Here is a 22,853-nt window from a genome sequence, read left to right as displayed (position 1 = left end):
TCAGCCTGCGTCGCAAAGCGCGGTCAGGCGCCGGGACAGGTGGGCAATCCCGGGCGGCATGGTGAAATCGGAAAGCAGCCGGGCGAGGGCGGCCCCGGCCATGCCTGCGGCCCGGTCCGGATTGGCGGCCAGCGTCGCAATCGCCTGGGCCAGTGCCTCAGGCGTGTCCGGTGTCAGGGTGCCATGTACGCCGTCGGTGATGAATTCGGGGATCGCCGAAACCGGTGTAGTCAGGATCGGCAGCCGTTGCGAGGCGGCTTCCATCAGCACGTTGGGCAGCCCGTCACGGTCGCCGTCGGCGGCGATGCGGCTGGGCAGCACGAAGAGGTCGGCGGTGCGCATGGCCGCGATCACCTCGGGCTGGTCACAGGCGCCGCGCCAGGTGATGCGGTCCGCCACACCTGCCGCGCGCGCCTGACCCTCCAGCGCGGCCTTGTCGCCGCCCCCCCCGATATGAACCCAGCGCCAGTCCAGCCCGGCGGGCAACAGGGCAAAGGCGGCGATCAGCCGGTCAAAGCCCTTTTTTTCCACCAGCCGGCCAACAGACAGCATCTTGAACGGCTCTCCATCCGCGCGTGCGCCCCGTTCGGGCGGGGCCGGAAACCGTGTCAGGTCAAGCCCGTGATAGACCAGATCGACCCGGTTCGGGTCGTCGGCCAGCGCCCGCAGATGTTCGGCCCCGACCGCGGTGCAGGTCGCGCCAAAGGCGGCGCCGTGGCTGTCGGCGCTCAGCTTCTCGGCCTTTTCCCAGTCGGGTGAGGTCCAGATGTCCTTGGCATGGGCCGAGAAGCTCCAGGGCAGGCCGCGCATGATCGCCGCATAGCGCGCGACGGACGAGGGGGTATGCATGAAATGCGCGTATAGCCCGCGTGTCGAGGGCGGCAGTTCGGCGGCCAGAACGCAGGCCTGCCCGAACCGGCGGATACGGTTGGGCGTGCGGTCGCGGGCCAGATCGGCCCGCCACATGCGGTAAGCCTCGGCATAGCCGGGCAGGGCCTGGGCAGCGGCGCGCCCGCGCCAGACCCGCTCGGGCTCCTGATACAGGTACTCGGGCAGATAGCGCACCTTGGCCTGCAACCGCTCGTGCAGGGGATGGCGTTTCACATCGGTCGGATGGCGCAGCGACCAGATTTCGAACGCGTGCCCGGCCTCTTCCAGCGCTACCAGTTCCTGCGCGATGAAAGTTTCGGACAGCCGCGGCCAGCCCTTGACCAGCACGGCCAGTTTCGGGGTATCGGCGGTCATTCCGCGGCTTGGTCCTTGGCCCCGCGCAACAGGGCATCGACCCTGCGTGTCACATAGTCCAGCCCGTCCAACAGCCCGTCTCCGATCGCCTGGCTCGGCAAGGGCTGGTTGGGCAGGTTACGGATGGCGCGGATCATCGCTTCGGTCGTCAGCCCGTCGCGGCTTTCGTCCAGCATGCGCACCAGACCCAGCTCCTCGGCCCGGCTGGCCCTGATCCACTGTTCCAGGCGCGGCACCGTGCGCGGCACGATCACCGCCCGCTTGTCAAAGGACAGGACCTCGCAAAACGTGTTGTAGCCACCCATGCAGATGACCCCATCGGCACCTGCGAACAGAGTCTCGATCTGGCTTTCGAAGCCGACCGCCGTCACCCGGCCATTGAGGGCCGCGACACGCCGTTCGAACTCGGCCCGGGTGTCGCCGGACAGGAACGGGCCATAGACCAGAACCGCGCGCGGCGACAGGTCCGGGTCCTGCTCATAGGCCGACATGACCAGGTTGACCATCGCTTCGCCGTCGCCGCCGCCGCCGGGGGTGATCAGCACATAGGGTTGTTTAGGCGGGGTGCCCACCGGTCCAAGGTCGCGCCGCAGGTAACCTGTCCAATGCATCCGGGCCTGTGCCGCCTGGCTCAGCGGCAGCCCGGCAGTGGGATCGTAGACCGAGCGCAAGCCGTATACCCAGATCTCGTCATAGAACCGTTCGGTGGCTGTCACTGCGTCCTTGCGGGCCCATTCGGCGGCCAGAACCTCGGGTTCGTCCAGTACGTCGCGCAGGCCAAGGACGAGGCGTGCGCGCCCCTTGGCCTGGAGCATCTCCAGCGTCGGGCGCAATTCGCCGCGAAACCCGGTCGGTTCCTTGTCGACGATCAGGATATCGGGGTCATACCGTTTGGCTGCGCTGCAAATCAGGTCGCTGCGCAGGTTGGTCACATCGTCAATTCCCATGCCCATGGTCTGCGAAACATAGGAGCCGTCCGAGCGTTTGGTCACGCCGGGCAGTCGCACATGGTCGACGCGCCGGGGAAAGGTAAACCGCCCGGCGACAGGAGAACCGGTCAGGATCAGCGCCGAGGCCGAAGGATCGGCGCTGGTGATGGCTGCGGCCAACGCCCGGCAGCGCCGCAGGTGGCCCAGCCCGAACGTGTCGTGACTGTAGAGCATCACCCGCGGTGCACGAACGGTCTGATGTGTTCTGCTCTCGCCCTGCATTGCTTTCGTCTACAGCCTCAGATCAGCGTCGGATTTTGGGAAAACGCCCTTGATATCGTACAAAACAGCGCCCGGGCGGCCAAAGGCCCGAATGGTCGCGGCTCCCATTTCACGGAATTCCCGATGCGCCACGGCCACAATAATGGCGTCGTAGACACCATTGCCGGGCGCGGTCACAGGGGTCAATCCGTACTCTTTGCGCACAGTACCTGCATCGACCCATGGGTCAAACACTTCTGTCGAAACAGAGTATTCCGTAAGCTCGGAAACGATGTCGGCGACGCGGGTGTTTCGGATGTCGGCGCAGTTTTCCTTGAAGGTGAATCCCAGAACCAGCACGCGCGCGCGGCCCGGGTCGATCCGGCGCGCGATCAGTGCCTTGATCAGCTGCTGCGCCACATGCCGGCCCATGTTGTCGTTGATGCGGCGCCCGGCCAGGATCACCTCGGGGTGATAACCCGCCTGTTCGGCGCGATAGGTCAGGTAATAGGGGTCGACCCCGATGCAATGACCGCCAACGAGACCGGGCTTGAACGGCAGGAAATTCCACTTGGTTCCCGCCGCCTCCAGCACTTCAAGCGTGTCGAGGCCGAGGCGCGAGAAGATCAGCGAGAATTCGTTGACCAGCGCGATGTTCAGGTCGCGCTGAGTGTTCTCGATCACCTTGGCGGCCTCGGCGGTGCGGATGGAACTGGCGCGGTGCACGCCTGCCTTGACCACCGGGGCATAGATCGCCTCGACCCGGTCCAGCGTCTCGGCATCCTGGGCCGAGATGATCTTGACCACGTTTTCCATCGAATGTTCGGCATCGCCGGGGTTCACCCGCTCGGGCGAATAGCCCAGCTTGATCTGGGAATAGAGCTCCAGCCCGCTGCCCCGGGCCAGTTCCGGGCCGCAGACCTCTTCGGTGACGCCGGGATAGACTGTGCTTTCGACGATCACCAGATCGCCCGGGGCGAGATGTGGTGCGATCATCCGGCAGGCGCCCCGCAGCGGGTCCAGATCGGGGGTCTTGGCATCGGTGATCGGTGTCGGCACCCCGATGATGTAAACCGTGCAGTCGCCCAGATCGGATGCGTCACACGAAAATGTCGCGGTCGTCGCGGCCAGCGAGGCCTCTGATACCTCGCCGTTGCGATCATGGCCACGCCGCAGGGCGGCCACATGGGCGGCGTCCGTGTCAAACCCCAGGGTCGGATATCCGGCACGCGCCAGCCCCAGAGCCAGGGGCAGGCCGACATAGCCCAACCCAAGCACGGCGATGCGGTCCTGTGTGATATGGCGCGCCATGCGTGACTACCCGGTTTTTTCGTTTTCTGTCATTCCGGCGGCCGGGCGCTTCCGGTCGTCGCTGCCCTCTGGTTTCCCTCGGTCCGCAGGCAGCACCGTACTAGTCAAATCAAACTGTCTTGAAAACACGATTCTGATGTCTGACGGTGTCGAAGAGGGCGCGACGCGACGATCATTGCCCGAAACTTGCCGTTTGAACGCGGTTCCACAGTTATATAGGCTCTCCGGCAATCCCAAGACCGGAACCTGCCTGATGAAATCCCTGATCTTCCGACTGTGCCTGTTGTGCTTTTGTGTCCTGGGCGTGATCTCCGCGCCGGCGGCAGCGCAGGTTTCGCTTTATACCTCGTCCAAAGGCGAAGCTGCCGCGTCCGAGCAGGCGCTGGCCGATGCGATCCGATCGGCGAGTGAGGCGGGGGCCTCGGTCATCGTGATCGACAGCGCCGGGCGGGTGGCCGGTGCCAGCGGCGCGGCGCAGCCTGACGAGGGCAGCGCAGCGAGTGCCAACCCGATGGGCGACGGCTCGCAGCTGATGAAGGCGCAGTCGCGGGTGTCGGAGTTTGTAGCGGCGCTGGAATCGCGCCTTGCCGCGATGCCCTATTCGGTTTTCGAGGTGCAGTACATCCTGCGCCAGACCAGCCCGGATGGCCGGATCGTGACCTATCTCGAGGTTCTGGGCATCAACCTGGTGCTGCTGCTCATCGGGCGTTGGTTGTCGGTCGAGATCTATGGCAAGCGGATCGCGCGGAACTATGTGGTGTCGCGCATCAAGGAGGCGCCCCGCGGCTATCGCGAGAAGATGCCGTTCCTCGTCTTCCGGTTCGTGATGGGGGTCGGCGGAACCCTGTTCGCGATGATCTTTGCCTTTATCATCGGGTATCTGGTCTTTGGCCGGATGGAAGACCTGTCCATCCAGTTCACCACCACCGCCATCTTTACCGCGTTTTTCCTGATCCGTACGGCGTCGGATCTGTGGCGCATGGTGCTGTCGCCCTATCTCAGCCAATACCGGCTGCCGCCGTTTTCCGATCGCGATGCCAAACGGCTTTATGTCTGGGCGGCGGTCCTGGCGGCCTATGACATTTCCACGGTCATGTTTTCCACCTGGGTCGCGGATTTCGGGCTGAACTACAACGTTTATGCGATGGTCTACGGCTCGCTTACCGCTGTGGGCGCCCTGGGCAACCTGCTGATGGTCCTGTTCAATGGCCGGGCGATTTCCAATGCGATCCGCGGCAACCGGAGCAAGGAAGAGGTATCCTGGCTGTTGCGGCTTGTCTCGGTCAGCTGGGCGCCGGTGGTGATCGTCTACGTCAGCTACAGCTGGTTGCGGCTGGCCTTTGACCTGGTGCTGGAGCGCCCCATTCCGGTGCCGCTGATGGCGGGTACCTACGGGATCTTCATGTCGGTGGTCATCGCCTATGGGGCGATGAACTATCTGCTTGAAAGGTACTTCGACCGTACCCGGAAAGTACAACAGATGAACGAAGCCCTGGCGCAGGCCGAGGCGGACGAGGCTTCGCCAGGGGGTATCGCGGCCCACCGCAACCATCCGATTGCCAGCTTCGAAGACCTGGCGCGTCGGGTCGCCGGGATCCTTGCATTCGTGGTCGGCACCTATGCGCTGGTACTGATCTGGAACCCGGACATGGATTGGACCGGCGACCTGCCGCTGGACCGGGCGCTGGATGTGATGGTCATCATCTTTCTTGGCTATATCGTCTTTCACTTCTTCCGCATCTGGATCGACAGCAAGATCGCCGAGGAAACCGTGGACATTCCCGAGGGTGAACTGGGTGACGAGGGCGGTGTGTCCAGCGCCAGCCGGCTGGCGACCCTGTTGCCGCTGTTCCGTGGCGCAATCCTGGCCGTGGTGGTGGTCTCCATCGCGCTGATCGCGCTGATGGAGATCGGCATCAACGTCAGCCCGCTTTTTGCCGGTGCCGGTGTGGTTGGTCTGGCGGTAGGTTTCGGCTCGCAAACGCTGGTCCGCGACATTTTCTCGGGTGCGTTCTTTCTGCTCGACGATGCGTTCCGCAAGGGCGAATACATCGACATAGGCGACGTCAAGGGGACGGTCGAGAAGATCTCTGTCCGGTCCTTCCAGTTGCGCCACCATCTGGGCGCGCTGCATACGATCCCCTTTGGCGAGATCAAGGTGCTGACTAATTTCTCGCGCGACTGGGTGATCATGAAGCTGCCGCTGCGTGTGACCTATGACACCGACGTGGAAAAGGTGCGCAAGCTGATCAAGAATCTCGGGCAGGAATTGCTCAGGGATCCGGTGATCGGCGAGAATTTCATCCAGCCGCTCAAGTCACAGGGCGTGATCGAGATGCAGGATTCCGCGATGATCATCCGGGTCAAGTTCATGACCAAGCCCGGCGATCAATGGCTGGTGCGCAAGAAGGTCTACGAGGAAATCCGCCGCCTGTTCGCCCGCGAAGGCGTGAAGTTCGCCCATCGCGAAGTCACCGTGCGACTGGCGGATGAACAGGCCCAGAACCTGACGCCGTCGCAGAAAGAGGCCGTTGCCGGGGCGGTTCAGGCCGCCATCGACGAGGATGTGCTGGACGACATGATGGAAGACGATCGCTGATCCCGACGGGCCCAAGATTCTTCGGCGAAAAATCTTGGGCCCCCGTGCCCGTCCGTTTCTTGATCAGCTGTAGGGGTCGAGACTGTCGCGCAACCCGTCGCCCAGGAAGTTGAAGGCCAGCACCACCACGACGATGGGCAGCATCGGGATCGCGGTCCAGGGATAAAGCTCGATACTTGCCAGGTTCTGTGCGTCGTTCAGCATCACCCCCCAGCTTACCGCAGGCGCTCGCAGGCCAAGCCCGAGGAAGCTGAGCGCGGTTTCGCCCAGAATCATCGCCGGGATCGACAGGGTGGCGCTGGCGATCAGATGCGACATGAAGTTGGGCAGCAGGTGCCGCCGGATCACGCGGGCCGAACTGGCACCCATCATCTCGGCGGCGCGCACGTACTCCTCTTCGCGTAGGGACAGGAACTTGGCCCGGACCGAGCGGGCCAGTCCCGGCCAGTCGAGGATGCCCAGGATCACCGAGATGATGAAGAACACGGCCACCGGCGACCAGTTCGATGGCACCGCCGCCGACAGTGCCAGCCACAGCGGCAATTCCGGCAGCGAGCGCAGGATCTCGATCATCCGGTTGATCAGCCAGTCGGTCTTGCCGCCCAGATACCCCGCGATCGAGCCGAACAGGATGCCCAGAAAGAACGACACCGAAATCCCGATCAGGCCCACCGTTAGCGACAATTGCGCGCCATAAAGGATGCGGCTGAACACGTCGCGGCCCAGCCGGTCGGACCCCCACAGGAACAGGGTCGCGCCTTCGGGGGCGCAGAACAGGTGCGTTTCGCTTTCGATCAGGCCAAAGAGTTTATAGCTGTCGCCCTTGCATAGGAACGGAATGCGAAGCGGGTTGCTTTCGTCCGGGATGAACTTCCACTGAAAGGTCTCCAGGTCCGCCTCGGCGGTGATCGGATAGATGAACGGGCCGATGAATTCGCCCTCATGTACCCAGCGGACGGACTGTGGCGGCGCATAGAGATGGTCGGCATTCCGGTAGTTCGGTGAATAGGGCGCGATGAAGCCCATGAAGGGCAGCAAAAGGTAGCTCAGCAGCAGAAAGACGCCCGAGACCAGACCCAGCTTGTGGGTGCGGAACTTGCGCCAGACCAAGAGCCAGTTGGGCGCGTCCAGGTCGCGCCGTTCCAGCTCCAGGATCGACTGTTGCGGGTCATACGGCTCGTCATCGACAAAGCGCCCGTCAGGCAGATGGGTCATGCGTCGCGCCCCTCGTATCGAATGCGCGGGTCAAGCATGACCAGCAGGATATCGGAAATCATGGTGCCGATCAGGGTCAGCAAGGCCACGAACATCAGCACGAAGCCGGACAGGAACATATCCTGGGTTTTCAGCGCGGTCAGCAGGGTCGGGCCGATGGTCTGCAAGCCCATCACCACCGAGACCAGAACCGAGCCCGAGACCATCGAGGGCAACAGGTTGCCGATATCGGCCACGAACGGGTTGAAGGCGACCCGCAGGGGGTACTTGGCCAGCATGCGGCTGGGCGACATGCCCTTGGCGATGGCGGTTTCGACATAGGGTTTGCCCAGCTCGTCCAGCATATTGGCGCGCAGCCGCTGCATCATCGCCGAGGCGCCGGCGGTGCCGATCACGATGGTCGGCACGATCAGGTGCACCAGCACCGACTGGATCTTGGCCCAGCTCATCGGCTGGCCCTCGAAGGCGGGGTCCATCAGACCGCCGATGGGAATGTCGAGGTATTTGCGGCCGTAGTAGTAGAGGATGAGTGCCAGTAGGAAGTTCGGCGTGGCAAGCCCCAGATAGCCGACGAAAGCCGATGTATAGTCGGCCCAGGTCCGCGCCTTGGCGGCGGCGATCACCCCCAGGGGCAGCGCTGTGGCATAGACAAAGACGACCGCGGCCATGTTGACCAGCACCGTCAGCCACAGGCTGTCGCCAACGATATCCGACACCGGCCGGTCGAACTCGAAGGACCAGCCGAAATTGCCCTGGATCATCCCGGAAAACCCGTGCGGGCCGGGCATGAAGCCCATCCAGATCATGTATTGTTCCCACAGGGCGCGGTCGAGCGCGTATTCCTTCCTGAGAAACTCGGCCTTGGCCACACCGGCGGATTGCCCCGATGCCTTGAGCTCGTTGATCTGGTTCGACAGATAGTCGCCCGGCGGCAGGTTGATGATGACAAAAACCAGAACCGACACCACCAACAGCGTCAGCAGCATGGTTCCAAACCGGTAAAACGAGTAGCGCAGGATTGCCATTCAGCCGGTTCCGTCAGTCCACGACAAAAAATTCATCCATCCGGTGCACGCCAAAATGCGCACCGGGGTCCCAGGCCCACATGCCCTTCTTGGGCACGTTGCGCATCCGGTTGGATACGACGATAGGCTGCGGCGCTTCGGCCAGTATGCCGATACCGTAGACTTCGCTGGCGTGAATGGCCAGCATTTCGGTCCAGGCGGCCGCGCGCTGCGCATCATCGGCCGCGGTATCCCACATCGCCAGCAGCTCCATCAGGCGTTGGGCTGCCGGCAGGTCGGGCGGTTCTCCGACCTGGCCTGCCGTCTGGTAATACTGGCCCCATTTCGGCCAGGCCAGGAACACCTGGTCGGTCGGCGCAAGATAGGCGGGCGAGGTATAGGCCTGCGGAATGCCGTTGTCCCAGCCGAACCAGACCGACGCCATGGTGGTTCCGGCAAAGACACGGTTGCGCAGGATGTCCCGGTCCAGTGGCCGCATGATCAGCTTCACGCCAATCTCACGCCACGTGTCGGTCACGATCTGAAGGGCGTTCTCCACCTCCTGCCGCTCGCCCGCGGTTTCGATCACCAGCTCCATCGGGCGGCCGTCGGGCAACAGGCGGGTGCCGTTGCCGTCCCGCTTGTCCAGACCCATTTCATCCAGCAGCGCGTTGGCCTGCGCCGGATCAAACGCGGCCCATGCATTGCGGTTCTCTTCCTTGTAGAAGGGTGAGGCGGGCAGCACCGTCATCGCGCCCGGTTTGGCCAGCTTGAAAAACAGGGCCTGGTTGATCGACGCCCGGTCGATCGCCAGCGACAGGGCGCGCCGCAGCCGCACATCGCGCAAAATCGCGCGCCAGGCGTCATCCTCATAGTTCAGGTTTGGGTAGATGGCGATCTGCGAGGCGACCCCGGTTTGCCACAAAACGGTCTTGTAGTTCCCCGTCGCTTCGCCCTTTTTCAGGATCGAGGCATCGCGGAAGTCCAGCCCGCGCCCCTGAAGGTCGACCTCGCCAGCGTTGGATTTCGCGGCGACCAGGCCGGGGGCCACGATCTCCATCTCGACGATGTCGATATACGGGAGCTGCACCCCTCGTGCGTCGATGCGGTGATAATAAGGATTGCGCACAAAGTTGTGGCGGATCTTCTTGCCTTCGCTGGCGTTGATCCAGGGTTGTAGCGTCGGCAACTGCGCATTGTCGAACTGGTACATATTGTCCAGCTTGTTGTGCAGCGCGGCCCAGCTCTTGACCCTGTGGTCCTCGACCTCGGCGGCCAGCTTGGCCGGGTCGGCATAGTCTTCGTGATACTGTTTCAGAAACTCGGCGGGCCGATAGATGAACGGCGGGCTTGCCTGTGCGAGCGATTGCAGGAAACTGGGGTTCTGGTCGTCCCACTCGTAGACCACCGTGGTTTCGTCGGGAAAGCTCACGCGCGGCGGCTTGCCGTTCACCAGCAGGAAATCGGGCGGGCCTGCGGGGCTTAGAAGCGGATTGTTGGCGACGTCCTTCCACCAGTATTCGAAATCGGCCGAGGTAAAGGCACTGCCATCCGACCATTTGTGGCCCTTGCGCAGACGCAGGGTGAACTTGCGGTTCCCTTCGTTTTCGAACGCGTTGAGAATGTCCGGCACCAGTTCGTACTTCTCGTTGTAGCCGACCAGGCGGGCATAGCCATAGACCACCATCTGGCGCACGTCCTTGGAGCGGGTGATCATGGTGCGCATCACACCGCCCTGCGTGCCGAATTCCCGCCCCTTGGCTTCGAGATCTACGATCAAGGGTTCCTCGGGGATACGCCGGTCGATCGGCGGCAGATCTCCGGCCTGCACTTCGGGCTCCCAAAACGTTGTCTCCTGCAACGGCGGCAGCGACTGGGCGCCTGCCGATGACAGCCCGGCAAGCACCAGTGTCAACGCAAGCGAAAAGGATCGTCGGGGCAATTCAAACATGGCAACGTACCTTGTGTCCTGGCTCCAGTTCCACCAGCGAGGGTATCACGGAGTCGGTGAAACGGAAGGCTTCGGCCCAGGTATCCGGGGACCCTGCGCCAAGCGCGACCAGTTTCAGGTTGATGGGGCGGTCGATATCCGGTTCGGGCTGCGCTGCGATCAGCGCCTTGGTATAGGGATGCTGCGGATTGTGGAACAGCGTTTCGGGCGGGGCTTGTTCGACCACCAGCCCCTGGCGCATGACGGCCACTTCGTCCGCGATGCGGGCCACCACGGCCAGGTCATGGCTGATGAACAGATAAGACAGCTTCAGTGTCTCTTGCAATTCTTCCAGCAAGTACAGGATCTGGTCCTGCACCGACACATCCAGCGCCGAGGTCGGCTCGTCGCAGACGATCATCGACGGATCGAGCATCATGGCCCGAGCGATGGACAGGCGTTGACGCTGGCCGCCGGAAAACGCGTGCGGATAGCGTTTCAGCATGTCGGGGTTCAGTCCCACCCGCGACAGCATTTCCGAGGCCCGCTCGCGTTGCTCGGCGCGGGTACCGATCTGGTGAATTTCCAGCGGTTCGGTCATCGCATCCTGGATGCGCATGCGCGGGCTGAGCGAGCTGAACGGGTCCTGGAACACCATCTGTGCCTGACGCTGGAACGCGGTGCGCTGGGTGCGGTCCATCTTGTGCACGGTCAGCGGGTCGGCCCCGGCCCGGGTGCGAAACAGCACCTCTCCGCCCGGGTCCGGCGGTTCCGCCCCCAGCGCGATCCGCGCCGCGGTGGTCTTGCCCGAGCCGCTTTCACCGACGATGGCCAATGTCCGGCCACGCGGCAGTTTGAAATCCACCCCGCGACAGGCATAGATAAGCTTTTCGCCTTTCCAGCCGCGGCCCGACCGCATGGTATAGGTCTTGGACACGGCCTTCATCTCGAGGATCAGATCCTCTTGCGACGGGGGCAAGCCAACGATCTGTTCATCCGGAATGGCAGGGGCCGCATCGAACAGCTGTTGCGTATAGGGGTGCGCGGGCGCCCGCAGGATCGCGGCGGCGGTGCCGCTTTCCATGACGCGCCCCTTGTGCATGACCACGACCTTTTCGGCCATATTCGCCACTACGCCGAGGTCATGGGTGACCAGGATAAGCGCCATTCCGGTTTCGCGCTGAAGATCCTTGATCAGGCCCAGCACCTGCGCCTGGGTGGTCACATCCAGCGCCGTTGTGGGCTCGTCCGCGATCAGCAGATCGGGTTTGGCAACCATCGCCATGGCGATCATCGCCCGCTGCCGCATGCCGCCCGACAGCTCGAAAGGGTAGGAGTTATAGGCGCGTTCGGGGTCGGGAAAGCCCACGCGCTCGAACTGTTCCATGACGGTCCGCCGCGCCTGCCGCTCGCTGGCGCCGCGATGCAGCCACAGCACCTCGCTCACCTGGTTGCCGATCTTGTGCAGCGGTGACAGCGAGCGCATCGGTTCCTGAAAGATCATCGAGATGCGATTGCCGCGAATGCGGCGCATCTGCCGCTCGCTGAGGTCCGACAGTATCGTCGTCCCGTCCTCGCCATTCAGGATGACACGGCCTGTGCGAATCTGGGCCGCCTTGGGCAGGATGCGCAAAATCGCGCGACACGAGATTGTCTTGCCGGACCCGGATTCCCCGACAAGGGCCAGGGTTTCACCGGGCATGACTTCGAAACTGACGCCCCGGACAGCCGGTTCCGCAGCGCCAAAGCCGATGCTGAGGTTTTCAACAGACAACAAAGGGGTCATTCAGGTGTCCCACCCGACTGGCCAGAAAACGACATAATCTCTTCAGTACCCCCAGCGATCTTCTTTTTATAACAGCACTGTCGCGCGACCGGAGCCGGTTCGTCAAACCTCAATTTCAAGACTGACCTCACGAAAAAGGGAGAATGTGTGTATCTTCGGCTACCATTGGCCCAAGCAATTTGGCATGAGGGGCGCACGGGTACCACAGGCCCGTGCCACAGTGGAGAAAGCCGACGTGACCCGGACAGAACAAAGCCGCCTGGACCTTTTCATCGACCGGATGGTGTCGCAGCGGGCCTGCCTGGATCACGCCATCGCGCTGACCGCCGCGATGGAGGGCCCGGTTTACGAGCTGGGGCTGGGCAACGGCCGGACCTATCACCACCTGGCCCAGCACATATCCGGGCGCGATGTCTTTGTCTTTGAACGCGCCGTCGCCTCGCATCCCGATTCCACCCCGCCCGATGACCGGCTGGTTCTGGGCGATATCCGGGAAACACTTCCCGCCACGCTGACCCGCTCGGGTCCGGTCGCCAGCCTGATCCACGCCGATCTGGGCGGCCATAACCGCGAAAAGAACGACAAGTTCGCGCGCATGATCTCGCCCCTTGTCGAACCGCATCTGGCGCCGGGCGGGCTGATGGTGTCGAGCGACCGGATGTATTTCGAAGGGCTGGAGGAACTGCCGCTGCCGCCCGGCGCGGTCGAAGGGCGCTGTTTCATCTACCGGCGCGGATAACGCCGGGGTGATCTGCCGTAGGGTCACGCGCGCGTATCCCTAGGCGCGGGCGCGGCGCCGTGCCTATTCTGCCGCAAGCCAGAAGGAGACGCACGCCATGCTGTTCTACGATTGCTCCACCGCGCCGAACCCGCGCCGCGCCCGCATGTTCATCGCCGAAAAAGGGCTGACGATCGAAACCCGCGACATCTCGATCGCCAAGGGCGAACAGTTGTTGCCCGCGTTCAAGGCCGTCAACCCGCGCGCCACGATCCCCGTTCTGGTGACTGACGAAGGCACGGTCCTGACCGAGAATCTGGGAATTGCCGCCTATCTCGAGGCGCAGTTTCCCGAGCCGCCTTTGATGGGGCGCACGGCCGATGAAAAGGGTCTGGTGATGATGTGGAACGCGATTGCCGAGCAGCAGGGCGGGATGCCCGTCGCCGAGGCGCTGCGCAACTCGCACCCCGCCTTCGCGGACCGTGCCATTCCCGGGCCGGCGAATTATGCCCAGATCCCGGAACTGGCGCAGCGCGGACTTGATCGGATCGGACGGTTTTTCGACCTGCTGGAAGAGCGCCTGTCCGATAGCGCCTACATCGCCTGCGACCACTTCACGCTGGCCGATATCTCGACCTTTGTCTTTGTCGATTTCGCGCGAGTGGTGAAAATGCGCGTTCCCGAGGGGCATGCAGCCACGCAGGCCTGGTATGAGGCGATCAAGGCACGCCCTTCGGCGCAGAAGTAGGCCCCGCCTAACGCGCCGTCGCGCGGGACAAGGCGGCAATTACCTCCTCATCCGTCACCTGATCGAACCTCTGGTAATGAAGGCCGACCGCCCGAAACGGGCGCGGTGTTGCAAGGCAGATGATCTCGTCTGCCTCGCCGTGCAATTCCACCAGCGTTTCCTCAGGTCCGACTGGAACCGCCACGATCAGCCGCGCCGCCCCGCGTTTGCGCAGAGACCTGAGCGACGCGCGCATCGTCGCGCCGGTGGCGATGCCATCGTCAACGACGACAACGGTCTTGTCTTTCACCGGCACGGGCACGCGCGTACCAAGATACTGCGCGCGCCGCCGGGCGATTGTCTCCAGCTCCGCTTGTGCCAGAACCCAGATCCGTTCGCTATCCAACCCCGCGTGCCGGGCAACCTCTTCGTTGACCGTAAGTACGGGACTATCCCCATTGGTGACCGCTGCCACCGCCAATTCCCGTTGGCCCGGCAGTCCGACCTTGCGCACAAAAACAACATCAAGCGGCGCAGTGATCCCCTGTGCGATGACCTCGGCCACCGGCACGCCGCCCCGGGGCAGGGCGATCACCACCGTCTCGGCCGGGTCGAGCGGTGGCAGGCGGTGTAACAGTTGCCGCCCGGCATCGTTCCGGTCGCGAAACATCAAGCCCCCCAGTTTCAGGATGCGGAATGCTGCCGCCAGAATACACCCAAACGGACATGCGGGATACAGCTGGGGGCCGTCACTTGCACCGCACCGGATAGGTCGTGCGGAACGGTTCATCCGCATAACGCTTGCCGGTTTCGAAACAGGTCACCCGGCCGACCCCGTCCATCCACACCAGATGCGGATCGTAATAGATTTCACCCTTGGTTCTTGACCAGCGCATGGTCTCGAAATGCAGATGCACCAGCATGCCCAGAGCGCCAGTATCGCCCATGGTGGCGATCTGCTGACCCCGTGCCACGGCTTCGCCCTCTTGCGCCAGGCGCTGGTCCAGATGCTTGTACACGGTAAAAAGCCGCTCGCCATTTGGCGCCAGGCCATGGTCTATGACGATGCGATGCCCATAGGCCGGCTCGTAAAAGCTCTTGCTGACCTTGCCTGGCGCCGCCGCCAGAACCGGCGTTCCCCGCTTGCCCCAGATATCGATGCCCTGATGGATCTTTTCGCCGTCATAGCGGAATTGCTCCGAGATATAGGGGGCGTTTGGCGGCATGATCACCTCGATTTCCTCGGGAACAAGGTGGTCGTAATAGTCCGCGCTGCCGTATTTCTCGATCCCGATGCAGGCGGTCATTGTCAACAACAGCATCAGGGTACCCAGTAGTTGCGCGGATTTGGTCATCACAATTCCAGAACAGAAAATACCTGCAAATCTCAACATATCCGGCGTTTTCGGGCAAGTTGGAACGGGATTTCCAGTACTGTACATAAATGTCTAGACAGATTTTCCCCTTGCCACTAGCCTGCTGATATCCAGTCAGGAGAGTCCGGATGAAGTCTCAGTATCGCGTTGTGGTCATCGGGGGCGGCGTGGTGGGCGCCTCGGTTCTCTATCATCTGGCCAAGTTCGGCTGGACCGATGTGGTGATGCTGGAGCGGCGGCGCCTGGCGTCCGGCTCCTCATGGCACGCGGCGGGCGGCATCCATGCGCTGAACGCCGATCCCAATATGGCGGCCTTGCAGGCCTATACCATCGACCTGCTATCCGAGATCGAAAAGGAATCGGGCCAGAACATCGGGCTGCACATGACTGGCGGCCTGACACTGGCGGGCACGCCGGAACGCTGGGAATGGTTGCAGGCGAACTATCGCATCTTTCAGTCCATCGGCATCGACGATTGCGAACTTCTGACGCCGCAAGAGGCGCAACGGCGTTGCCCGATCATGTCGACCGACGGCGTTCTGGGCGCGATGTGGGCCGACCGAGAAGGCTATATCGACACCACCGGCACGGTGCAGGCCTATGCCACCGCTGCCCGCAAGCGCGGCGCGGAGTATTACGAGGACACCAAGGTCGAGCGTCTGGTCCAGACCGCCGATGGCTGGCAGGTGGTCACCGACAAGGGCACGATTACCTGCGAACACGTGGTCAATGCGGCCGGTCTCTGGGCCAAACAGGTGGGCCGCATGGCGGGCGTCGAACTGCCGGTGTCGCCGCTGAAACACCACTATCTGATCACCGATACGGTGCCCGAGGTCGCAGCGGCAGATTTCGAAATGCCGATGACCGTCGACCTCGAAGGCTTCACCTATATGCGGCAGGACCAGAAGGGCATTCTGGTCGGTATATACGAGATCAACCATGAACACTGGGCAATGGACGGCGCGCCGTGGAACTATGGCGAGGAGCTGTTCCAGGAACAGCTCGACAGGATCGAGAACGAGCTGATGCTGGGCTTTGCCCGCTATCCCTCGATCCAGGATGTCGGCATCAAGACTTGGGTCAACGGCGCCTTCACCTTTTCGCCCGACGGGAACCCGCTGGTCGGCCCGGTACCGGGCAAGCGCGGCTATTGGTCGGCCTGCGCGGTCATGGCTGGCTTCCTTCAGGGCGGCGGCGTCGGCAAGACGCTGGCCGAATGGATGATCCATGGCGAGCCCGAGGCGGATGCCATGTCGATGGATGTGGCGCGCTATGGCGATTATGCCCAGAACAAACGCTACATTCGCGAAACCACCGGCCAGTTCTATTCGCGCCGCTTCGTCATGTCTTACCCGAATGAGCAGCTTCCGGCAGGCCGCCCTCTGAAAATGGCCCCGGCGCATGACGCGATGACGGCCGCGGGCTGCCGGTGGGGCGTGAGCTGGGATCTCGAGGTGCCGCTCTACTTTGCACCGTCCAAGGATTTTGTCGAGAACCTGACCCTGAAACGCTCGAACGCGCATCCGATAGTGGCCGAGGAATGCCGTGTAATCCGCGAGGGCGTGGGTCTTTTGGACATCACCGGCTTTTCCCGGTTCGAGGTCTCGGGACCCAACGCCGAAGCTTGGCTGGATAAGCTTTTTGCCACCAAGCTGCCCGCTCCGGGCCGCGCGCGTCTTGCCGTGATGCTCAGCGAGACGGGCCGCCTCAAGGGCGACCTGACGCTGCTCAACTGGGGCGACGGAACATGGTGGATCATGGGGTCCTACTATCTGCGGGCCTGGCACATGCGCTGGTTCAACGATCACCTCGAAGATGGTGTCTCGGTCCGCGATCTGGGCGAAGAGATCTGCGGTTTCGGTCTTGTCGGCCCGAAATCCCGCGTGGTGATCGAGAAGCTGGCCGAACAGGACATCTCGGGGCTGAAATTCATGGGCTGCGGTACCTTTGACATCGGTCTGGTGCGCGCCCGCGTCGCCCGCATGTCGGTCACCGGCGAGATGGGATACGAGATCAACTGCCGCTATGGCGAGCATATCGCGCTGCGCCGGATGCTGCTGGAGGCCGGGGCGGGCGAGGGCATCCGCGAGGTCGGTTTCAACGCCCTGCTCTCGACCCGGATCGAAAAGAGCTTTGGCATCTGGTCGGCGGAGTTCACCCAGGACCGCACCCCCGGCATGACCGCCATGGACCGCTGGATCGCCTGGGACAAGGGCGATTTCATCGGCCGCGACGCGGCCATCGCCGAGCGCGACGGCAATGGCCCTGCACGGGTGCAGGTCACGCTGGAGGTTGACGCGGCCGACGCCGATGCCTCGGGCTATGAACCGGTCTGGGCCGATGGCAAGCAGATCGGCTTTGTCACCTCGGGTGCCTATGGCCATTACACCGGCAAGTCGCTCGCCATGGCGCTGGTGGACCGGGAACGGGCACAGCCGGGCACTCAGGTCAGCGTGCATGTCGTGGGTGTCGAACGGCCTGCCAAGATTATCGCGCCGTCGCCCTATGACCCCGAGGGCAAGGCGATGCGCGGATGAGCGCGGGGCGGCGGGGCAGGCGGGCGCGGGCCGATGTCTCGGCCCCCGCCCGCAAAGTCGATTACCGCAACCTGCGCAACCCGTTCCCGCCGATGGCGGCCTTTTCCGATGACCGGATCGAGGCGCTGCACGAGGCGTCGCTGACGGTTCTCGAAGAGCTCGGCATCAAGGTGCTGCACCCCGGCGCGCGTGATCTCTACCGGCAGGGCGGTGCCCGCATCGACGGCGAGATGGCTTACATAGGCCGTGACATGGTGGCCGCAGCGCTGGCCAGCGCGCCGCGTTCCTTTGCGTTGAAAGGCGCGGTACCTGAACGGGATCTGACGATGGAACTGGGCCGGATGATGTTCCAGCCCGGTGCCGGGTGCCCGCATGCCACCGACCTGGCGCGCGGCCGCCGCCCCGGCACCATCGCCGATTTCCGCGAACTGGTGCAGATCACCCAGAGTTTCGACGTGCTGCACATGGTGCCGCCTTTGGTCGAGGCGCAGGACGTGCCGATGCATCTGCGCCACATGGCAATGACCGAGGTCGAGCTGACCCAGTCCGACAAGGTGCCCTTTCTTTACGCCCGCGGCACGCCGCAGGTGATGGACGGGTTCGAGATGATCCGCGACTTTCGCGCCCTGTCCGACGCCGATTTCCGGGCGCAAAGCTGGTGTTACACGATCATCAACACCAATTCACCGCGCACCATCGACCTGCCGATGGCGCAGGGGCTGATCGACTTTGCCCGGCATGGTCAGATGGCGATCATCACCCCCTTTACCCTGATGGGGGCGATGGCGCCGGTGACGGTGGCGGGCGCCATGACGCTCAGCCATGCCGAGGCGCTGGCCGCCATCACGCTCAGCCAACTGGCGCAGTCCGGCGCGCCGGTCTGCTATGGCACCTTTACCAGCAATGTGGACATGAAATCGGGCGCCCCTGCCTTTGGCACGCCCGAGCATTTCACAGCCTCGCTAGTGGCCGGGCAACTGGCGCGGCGCATCGGCCTGCCTTGGCGCTGCGCCGGGGGAAGTGCCGCCAATATCAACGACGCCCAGGCCGCCAACGAGACGCAGTTCGGCCTCTGGGGCTGTCTCCTCGCCGGGGCCACGGTGACGATCCATTCGGCAGGCTGGCTCGAAGGTGGACTGACCGTCTCATACGAAAAGATCATCACCGATCTGGAGGTGCTGCAAATGGTGGCCGAGCTGTGCGCGGGCACGCCCTCCACCGATGCCGATATCGCGCTGGATGCCCTGCGCGAGGTGCCACCGATGGGCCATTTCTTTGGCGCTGCACACACGATGGCCCGCTACCAGACCCAGTTCTACGAGCCGCTGGTGGGAGACTGGTCGAATTACGGCGCCTGGACCGAGCGTGGGGCGGTCGATGCCAATCATCGCGCCACTGGCATCTGGCGCGGGATCGTGGATAACTTCCAGCCACCGGCGCAGGATCCCGACAGGGTGGCGGCGCTGCAAGACTTCATCGCGCGCCGCACCGCCGCAGGGGGCGCGCCCCCTGAAAGCTGAGACCGGACCCGCAATGAACACCAAACCCATCCTGCATCGCGACAACCCGACCGCCGAACCCCTTGTGGGCAATATCAAGGTGACCCGCGACGACTGGTTGAACGTGGCGATGGATGTGCTGGTGACGGACGGGGTGGAACAGGTCAAGGTTCTGAACCTGGCGGAACGAATGGCGGTGTCTCGCTCCTCGTTCTATTGGTATTTCAAGTCGCGACAGGACCTTCTGGATGCGCTGCTGGCGAAATGGCAGGCCACCAACACAGCTGGCCTGATCGCCCAGACCGAGCTTCCGGCAGAAACCATCACCGGCGCGGTCTGCAACCTGTTTCACTGCGTGGTCGACCCGGCCCTGTTCGACACCGCGCTTGATTTCGCGGTGCGCGACTGGGCACGCCGGTCGGGCAAGGTGCGGCGATTACTGGACCAGTCGGATACCCAGCGGTTGAACGCGTTGACCGACATGTTCCTGCGCTATGGTTATGCGCAGGTCGAGGCCGAAACCCGCGCCCGCGTGCTCTATTACATGCAGATCGGCTATGATCTGGCGCAGCTCTACGAGCCGATCAACCAGCGGCTGTCCTTTGTGCGGCACTACCTGTTCGTGTTCACCGGCGTGCATCCGCGCGAAGAGGAGGTCGAAGCGTTCCAGTCCTTTGCACGCGGTTTCTGGGAAGGAAGACAGAGATGAGCAATCCCGACGCGATCATCATCGGCACCGGCGTGATCGGCGCGGCCATTGCATTCGAGATGGCCAAGGCCGGGTGGAAAACCCTGTCCCTGGACCGCAACGCACAGGTGGGGCATGGCTCGACCGCCGGGTCCTGCGCCATCATCAGGATGCATTACTCGACCTTCGACGGTACCGCCTTTGCCTGGGAGGGCTATCACTACTGGCGCGATTGGGCGGTCTATCTGGGCCTGCCGTCGGATGTGCCGCTGGCGCAGTTCCGCCAGACCGGCTGTCTGGTGATGAAGACAGAGGCCAATGGCAACCTGGAAAAGCACATCCGTAATTCGGCCGATCTGGGTATCCCGTTCGAGGAATGGACCGCCGATCAGGTGCTCACCCGCCTGCCGATCTACGCGCTCGACAGTTTCGCGCCCGCCCGGCGCCTCGACGATCCGGAGTTCGGCAAACCCAATGGCGACCGCATGGGTGGCGCGGTCTTTTGGCCGAACGGCGGCTATGTCACCGATCCCGCGCTCAGCGCGCAGAACCTGATGGCGGCGGCGGAACGGCATGGCGCAAGGGTCCGCACAGGGGCCGAGGTGGCTGCGATCCTGCAAGCGGGCGGCCGGGTATCCGGTGTCCGGCTGGCCTCGGGCGAAGAGATCCATGCGCCGGTTGTGATCAACGTCGCCGGGCCGGGCTCGTCGATCATCAATCACATGGCGGGTGTGACCGGGGACATGACCATCCAGACCCGCCCCCTGCGGCAAGAGGTGGTGCATGTGCCCGCGCCCGAAGGATTCGATTTCGAACGGCAGGGTACCATCGTTTCGGACAGCGATATCGCCTGCTATTGCCGTCCCGAACACGGCAACCACATCCTGATCGGGTCAGAGGATCCGGAATGCGACCCGCATCAGTGGTGCGAGGACGATGTGCATTATAACCGCGATTTCACCGACCAATGGACCACCCAGGCGATGCGCTATGCCCAAAGGGTGCCCAGCCTCGGCATCCCCTCTAAAACGCGCGGTGTGGTCGACCTTTACGATGCCTCGACCGACTGGATCCCGATCTACGACAAGTCGTCTCTGCCCGGGTTCTACATGGCCTGCGGCACCAGCGGCAACCAGTACAAGAACGCGCCCATCGCGGGCAAGATGATGGCCGCGCTGGTGCGTTATTGCGAGGAGGGCGGCGATCACGACACCGCGCCGTTGCAATTTGACCTGCCCTATATCGGGCGCAGCATCGACGTGGGCTTCTACTCGCGCAAGCGGCCCATCAACGACGAAAGCAGCTTTTCGGTGCTGGGTTAACCCCCCAGCGGGACAAAGCGATAGCCGTCTTCGCCGCGCTCGACCCGGCCCATGCCGCCATCGGGCAGGTGATAGCCGATCATCGTCATCTGCTCGCTTGCCAGCCGGTCCATCAAGGCGACGCGTGTCGCGGCGCCCGCCGTGAGATCCTGGTCGGCGCCCGAAGGCCAGTCGGGCCGGGCAAAGGCCAGGTGGTGGTTGCCGATGGCATCCCCCACCACCATCAGCGCCTCGGAGCCGGAGCGGATCTCGAACGACATATGCCCCGGTGTATGGCCATGGGTGGCCACCGCAGCGACCCCGGGCAGGATCTCGTCGCCATCCTCAAAGGTCTCGAGGTCTTCCAGTGCTTCCAGCCGGCGCGCGGCGCCCACGGCAAACGCGGCGCGATCGGCCCCGATCGCGTCGACCGTCGCCGGGTCCAGCCAGTAATCCCGTTCCGCCCGCCCGATCATGTGACGGGCATTGGCAAAGAGCGGATCGTCGAAATCGTCCAGCACGCCCCACAGATGGTCCGGGTGGGCATGGGTAAAGATCACGTCGGTGATGTCGTCGGGGGCCAGTCCGACCGCATCCAGCGCATCGACCAGCTGTCCCACGCTGTCCTGAAACGCGCTGCCAGATCCTGCGTCGAACAGCACATTGCGGCCCTCGACCTGCAACAGCGTCACATTGCAGTCCGGTTTCAGAATGTCGCCCTGCAAACCGAAGCGCTCCAGCAAGGGGGGCAGGTCGGCCTGCGGCATTGGCCCGAACATGAAAGAGGCGGGCAGGGTCAGATAACCGTCCGATAGGCTGGTGATGCGCGCCGTCCCCAATTGCGTTTCGACAGCGGACCACACCCGCAGCGGGGCCGCGGCGCTCAGCGCCAGGCCAGCGCCAAGGCGGGACATCAGGGTGCGGCGGGTCAGTGTCATGGCAGGCTCCTCAGATATTCTCGCATTCAGTAACATGAATTTTAGGGCCCGGCGATAGATTTCCAGCTCCGGCAGAAAGCAATTGACATACCTGAGTTAAAAAGTCAGATATAAGAGGCAAGCCACCGGATCTCCCGGCAGCCAAAAGCTCGTTCCGCAGTTCGGGAGACCGCCAGATGACCATTCAGACCCCACCGACCCTTGCCGGATACGCCACGCCGGTCCTGCCGTCATACTCGGCCGAAGACCTGACAAAGGGTGGCAACCTTGCCCATATCCGGCTGGGAGATCAGCTCTACACCCTGCGCATCACCCGCGCGGGCAAGCTGATCCTGACCAAATGAGTTCCGAGATTCACCGGGGGGCCGCCGCCGTCGGCCATCTGGCCGACCTGCCCGCGCTCGAGGCCTCGGCCGTGCATTGCCTGCGCTTGTGGAGCGACGCGGCCGAAGGGCGCGCGGCCCTGCCCAAAGGACGCTCTGCCGAGGTGTTGAAGCAGATCTGCGGCCTTTGCGCCTCTTACGGGCGTCGCCCTTTGATGCGGCATGGTCTTGGTTGCGCCTGTCTGGGCGCGGACGAGGCCTGCTTTGCCCATATGGTGGCCGCCGCCGCCACCGGCGCGCGCGAGGATGCGCTGATGCTGGCGGCACTGATCGTCCGGCCCGATCTGGCCCCCGCACTGGTGGCGTTGAGCGAACAGCTGGGACTGGCGTTGAACCGCCGCCCGGTGATCCCGACGGCACCGGGCCGAAGGGCAGAAGACCGGGCGGGGTTCCTGCACTAAGCCCG

General features: G+C 63.5%; 19 protein-coding genes. 9 read left to right on the top strand and 10 right to left on the bottom strand.

All coding sequences use genetic code 11. From position 1 onward, the window contains the following. Genes G0P99_RS08965 through G0P99_RS08955 form a run of 3 tightly spaced genes read right to left on the bottom strand, consistent with a single transcriptional unit; the run spans position 1 to position 3,746 of the window. Positions 1–1,245: a glycosyltransferase gene (locus G0P99_RS08965; RefSeq protein ID WP_164129033.1), complete on the bottom strand. Its 1,245-nt coding sequence runs from the start codon at positions 1,243–1,245 to the stop codon at positions 1–3. Next, the gene (locus G0P99_RS08960) at positions 1,242–2,456 is read right to left on the bottom strand and encodes a glycosyltransferase family protein (protein ID WP_164129032.1); all 1,215 of its coding nucleotides are present in this window, start codon (positions 2,454–2,456) and stop codon (positions 1,242–1,244) included. The genes G0P99_RS08965 and G0P99_RS08960 overlap by 4 nt, the downstream gene beginning before the upstream one ends. A 9-nt stretch (positions 2,457–2,465) precedes the next feature. Next, positions 2,466–3,746: a nucleotide sugar dehydrogenase gene (locus tag G0P99_RS08955; RefSeq protein WP_164129031.1), complete on the bottom strand. Its 1,281-nt coding sequence runs from the start codon at positions 3,744–3,746 to the stop codon at positions 2,466–2,468. Positions 3,747–3,999: 253 nt separating this feature from the next. On the opposite strand from G0P99_RS08955, the gene G0P99_RS08950 reads away from it, so the two are divergent. Next, positions 4,000–6,345 carry a mechanosensitive ion channel family protein gene (locus tag G0P99_RS08950; RefSeq protein ID WP_164129030.1) on the top strand — a complete coding sequence of 782 codons (2,346 nt, stop codon included), beginning with the start codon at positions 4,000–4,002 and terminating at the stop codon, positions 6,343–6,345. Between the two features lie 63 nt (positions 6,346–6,408). On the opposite strand, the gene G0P99_RS08945 is transcribed toward G0P99_RS08950, so the two are convergent. Genes G0P99_RS08945 through G0P99_RS08930 form a run of 4 tightly spaced genes read right to left on the bottom strand, consistent with a single transcriptional unit; the run spans position 6,409 to position 12,280 of the window. Then, positions 6,409–7,560, bottom strand: coding sequence for an ABC transporter permease (locus G0P99_RS08945; protein WP_164129029.1), 1,152 nt, complete (start codon positions 7,558–7,560; stop codon positions 6,409–6,411). Continuing rightward, a complete protein-coding gene (locus G0P99_RS08940) occupies positions 7,557–8,585 on the bottom strand; it encodes an ABC transporter permease (protein ID WP_164129028.1) in 1,029 nt (342 codons plus the stop codon). The genes G0P99_RS08945 and G0P99_RS08940 overlap by 4 nt, the downstream gene beginning before the upstream one ends. Before the next feature lie 13 nt (positions 8,586–8,598). Beyond that, positions 8,599–10,515 (bottom strand): ABC transporter substrate-binding protein, encoded by a 1,917-nt coding sequence (locus tag G0P99_RS08935; RefSeq protein WP_164129027.1) that lies wholly within the window; start codon positions 10,513–10,515, stop codon positions 8,599–8,601. Next, the gene (locus tag G0P99_RS08930; RefSeq protein ID WP_164129026.1) at positions 10,508–12,280 is read right to left on the bottom strand and encodes an ABC transporter ATP-binding protein; all 1,773 of its coding nucleotides are present in this window, start codon (positions 12,278–12,280) and stop codon (positions 10,508–10,510) included. The genes G0P99_RS08935 and G0P99_RS08930 overlap by 8 nt, the downstream gene beginning before the upstream one ends. A gap of 235 nt (positions 12,281–12,515) precedes the next feature. Here G0P99_RS08930 and G0P99_RS08925 point away from each other — a divergent pair, with 235 nt between their 5' ends. Both G0P99_RS08925 and G0P99_RS08920 read left to right on the top strand, forming a co-directional pair. After that, the gene (locus G0P99_RS08925; protein ID WP_370462740.1) at positions 12,516–13,019 is read left to right on the top strand and encodes a class I SAM-dependent methyltransferase; all 504 of its coding nucleotides are present in this window, start codon (positions 12,516–12,518) and stop codon (positions 13,017–13,019) included. 97 nt (positions 13,020–13,116) lie between these two features. After that, positions 13,117–13,746, top strand: coding sequence for a glutathione S-transferase family protein (locus G0P99_RS08920; protein ID WP_164129024.1), 630 nt, complete (start codon positions 13,117–13,119; stop codon positions 13,744–13,746). Positions 13,747–13,753: 7 nt separating this feature from the next. Here G0P99_RS08920 and G0P99_RS08915 read toward each other — a convergent pair whose 3' ends face one another. Beyond that, entirely contained in the window at positions 13,754–14,395 is a 642-nt protein-coding gene (locus tag G0P99_RS08915) for a phosphoribosyltransferase (protein ID WP_164129023.1), read from the bottom strand. Between the two features lie 79 nt (positions 14,396–14,474). Further along, complete coding sequence (locus G0P99_RS08910) at positions 14,475–15,080, bottom strand: M23 family metallopeptidase (protein WP_164129022.1); 606 nt, start codon at positions 15,078–15,080, stop codon at positions 14,475–14,477. A gap of 149 nt (positions 15,081–15,229) precedes the next feature. Between G0P99_RS08910 and G0P99_RS08905 the strand changes: the two genes are divergently transcribed. Genes G0P99_RS08905 through G0P99_RS08890 form a run of 4 tightly spaced genes read left to right on the top strand, consistent with a single transcriptional unit; the run spans position 15,230 to position 21,147 of the window. Next, the gene (locus G0P99_RS08905; protein ID WP_164129021.1) at positions 15,230–17,638 is read left to right on the top strand and encodes an FAD-dependent oxidoreductase; all 2,409 of its coding nucleotides are present in this window, start codon (positions 15,230–15,232) and stop codon (positions 17,636–17,638) included. Continuing rightward, positions 17,635–19,158: a trimethylamine methyltransferase family protein gene (locus G0P99_RS08900; RefSeq protein WP_164129020.1), complete on the top strand. Its 1,524-nt coding sequence runs from the start codon at positions 17,635–17,637 to the stop codon at positions 19,156–19,158. The genes G0P99_RS08905 and G0P99_RS08900 overlap by 4 nt, the downstream gene beginning before the upstream one ends. 13 nt (positions 19,159–19,171) lie before the next feature. Further along, a complete protein-coding gene (locus tag G0P99_RS08895) occupies positions 19,172–19,846 on the top strand; it encodes a TetR/AcrR family transcriptional regulator (protein ID WP_164129019.1) in 675 nt (224 codons plus the stop codon). Continuing rightward, positions 19,843–21,147: an FAD-binding oxidoreductase gene (locus tag G0P99_RS08890; RefSeq protein WP_164129018.1), complete on the top strand. Its 1,305-nt coding sequence runs from the start codon at positions 19,843–19,845 to the stop codon at positions 21,145–21,147. The genes G0P99_RS08895 and G0P99_RS08890 overlap by 4 nt, the downstream gene beginning before the upstream one ends. On the opposite strand, the gene G0P99_RS08885 is transcribed toward G0P99_RS08890, so the two are convergent. After that, positions 21,144–22,064: an MBL fold metallo-hydrolase gene (locus tag G0P99_RS08885; protein ID WP_164129017.1), complete on the bottom strand. Its 921-nt coding sequence runs from the start codon at positions 22,062–22,064 to the stop codon at positions 21,144–21,146. The two genes, G0P99_RS08890 and G0P99_RS08885, sit on opposite strands and share 4 nt — an antisense overlap. Before the next feature lie 176 nt (positions 22,065–22,240). On the opposite strand from G0P99_RS08885, the gene hemP reads away from it, so the two are divergent. Beyond that, positions 22,241–22,408 carry a hemin uptake protein HemP gene (gene hemP / locus G0P99_RS08880; RefSeq protein WP_164129016.1) on the top strand — a complete coding sequence of 56 codons (168 nt, stop codon included), beginning with the start codon at positions 22,241–22,243 and terminating at the stop codon, positions 22,406–22,408. Then, entirely contained in the window at positions 22,405–22,848 is a 444-nt protein-coding gene (locus tag G0P99_RS08875; RefSeq protein ID WP_164129015.1) for a hypothetical protein, read from the top strand. The genes hemP and G0P99_RS08875 overlap by 4 nt, the downstream gene beginning before the upstream one ends. The last annotated feature ends 5 nt before the right edge of the window (positions 22,849–22,853 follow it).

The organism is Ruegeria sp. PrR005, from assembly GCF_010500245.1.
Classification (GTDB): Bacteria; Pseudomonadota; Alphaproteobacteria; order Rhodobacterales; family Rhodobacteraceae; genus Ruegeria_B; species Ruegeria_B marisflavi.
The sequence above is the reverse complement of the archived record's forward strand: the minus strand, read 5'-3'. Positions and strand labels throughout refer to the sequence as shown.

Coding starts and splice junctions, on each gene's coding strand:
- G0P99_RS08905 (WP_164129021.1), top strand. CDS start 15,230: ATGAAGTCTCAGTATCGCGTTGTGGTCATCGGGGGCGGCGTGGTGGGC.
- G0P99_RS08885 (WP_164129017.1), bottom strand. CDS start 22,064: ATGACACTGACCCGCCGCACCCTGATGTCCCGCCTTGGCGCTGGCCTG.
- G0P99_RS08940 (WP_164129028.1), bottom strand. CDS start 8,585: ATGGCAATCCTGCGCTACTCGTTTTACCGGTTTGGAACCATGCTGCTG.
- G0P99_RS08920 (WP_164129024.1), top strand. CDS start 13,117: ATGCTGTTCTACGATTGCTCCACCGCGCCGAACCCGCGCCGCGCCCGC.
- G0P99_RS08895 (WP_164129019.1), top strand. CDS start 19,172: ATGAACACCAAACCCATCCTGCATCGCGACAACCCGACCGCCGAACCC.
- G0P99_RS08960 (WP_164129032.1), bottom strand. CDS start 2,456: ATGCAGGGCGAGAGCAGAACACATCAGACCGTTCGTGCACCGCGGGTG.
- G0P99_RS08890 (WP_164129018.1), top strand. CDS start 19,843: ATGAGCAATCCCGACGCGATCATCATCGGCACCGGCGTGATCGGCGCG.
- G0P99_RS08875 (WP_164129015.1), top strand. CDS start 22,405: ATGAGTTCCGAGATTCACCGGGGGGCCGCCGCCGTCGGCCATCTGGCC.
- G0P99_RS08930 (WP_164129026.1), bottom strand. CDS start 12,280: ATGACCCCTTTGTTGTCTGTTGAAAACCTCAGCATCGGCTTTGGCGCT.
- G0P99_RS08955 (WP_164129031.1), bottom strand. CDS start 3,746: ATGGCGCGCCATATCACACAGGACCGCATCGCCGTGCTTGGGTTGGGC.
- G0P99_RS08965 (WP_164129033.1), bottom strand. CDS start 1,245: ATGACCGCCGATACCCCGAAACTGGCCGTGCTGGTCAAGGGCTGGCCG.
- G0P99_RS08935 (WP_164129027.1), bottom strand. CDS start 10,515: ATGTTTGAATTGCCCCGACGATCCTTTTCGCTTGCGTTGACACTGGTG.
- hemP (WP_164129016.1), top strand. CDS start 22,241: ATGACCATTCAGACCCCACCGACCCTTGCCGGATACGCCACGCCGGTC.
- G0P99_RS08910 (WP_164129022.1), bottom strand. CDS start 15,080: ATGACCAAATCCGCGCAACTACTGGGTACCCTGATGCTGTTGTTGACA.
- G0P99_RS08950 (WP_164129030.1), top strand. CDS start 4,000: ATGAAATCCCTGATCTTCCGACTGTGCCTGTTGTGCTTTTGTGTCCTG.
- G0P99_RS08915 (WP_164129023.1), bottom strand. CDS start 14,395: ATGTTTCGCGACCGGAACGATGCCGGGCGGCAACTGTTACACCGCCTG.
- G0P99_RS08945 (WP_164129029.1), bottom strand. CDS start 7,560: ATGACCCATCTGCCTGACGGGCGCTTTGTCGATGACGAGCCGTATGAC.
- G0P99_RS08900 (WP_164129020.1), top strand. CDS start 17,635: ATGAGCGCGGGGCGGCGGGGCAGGCGGGCGCGGGCCGATGTCTCGGCC.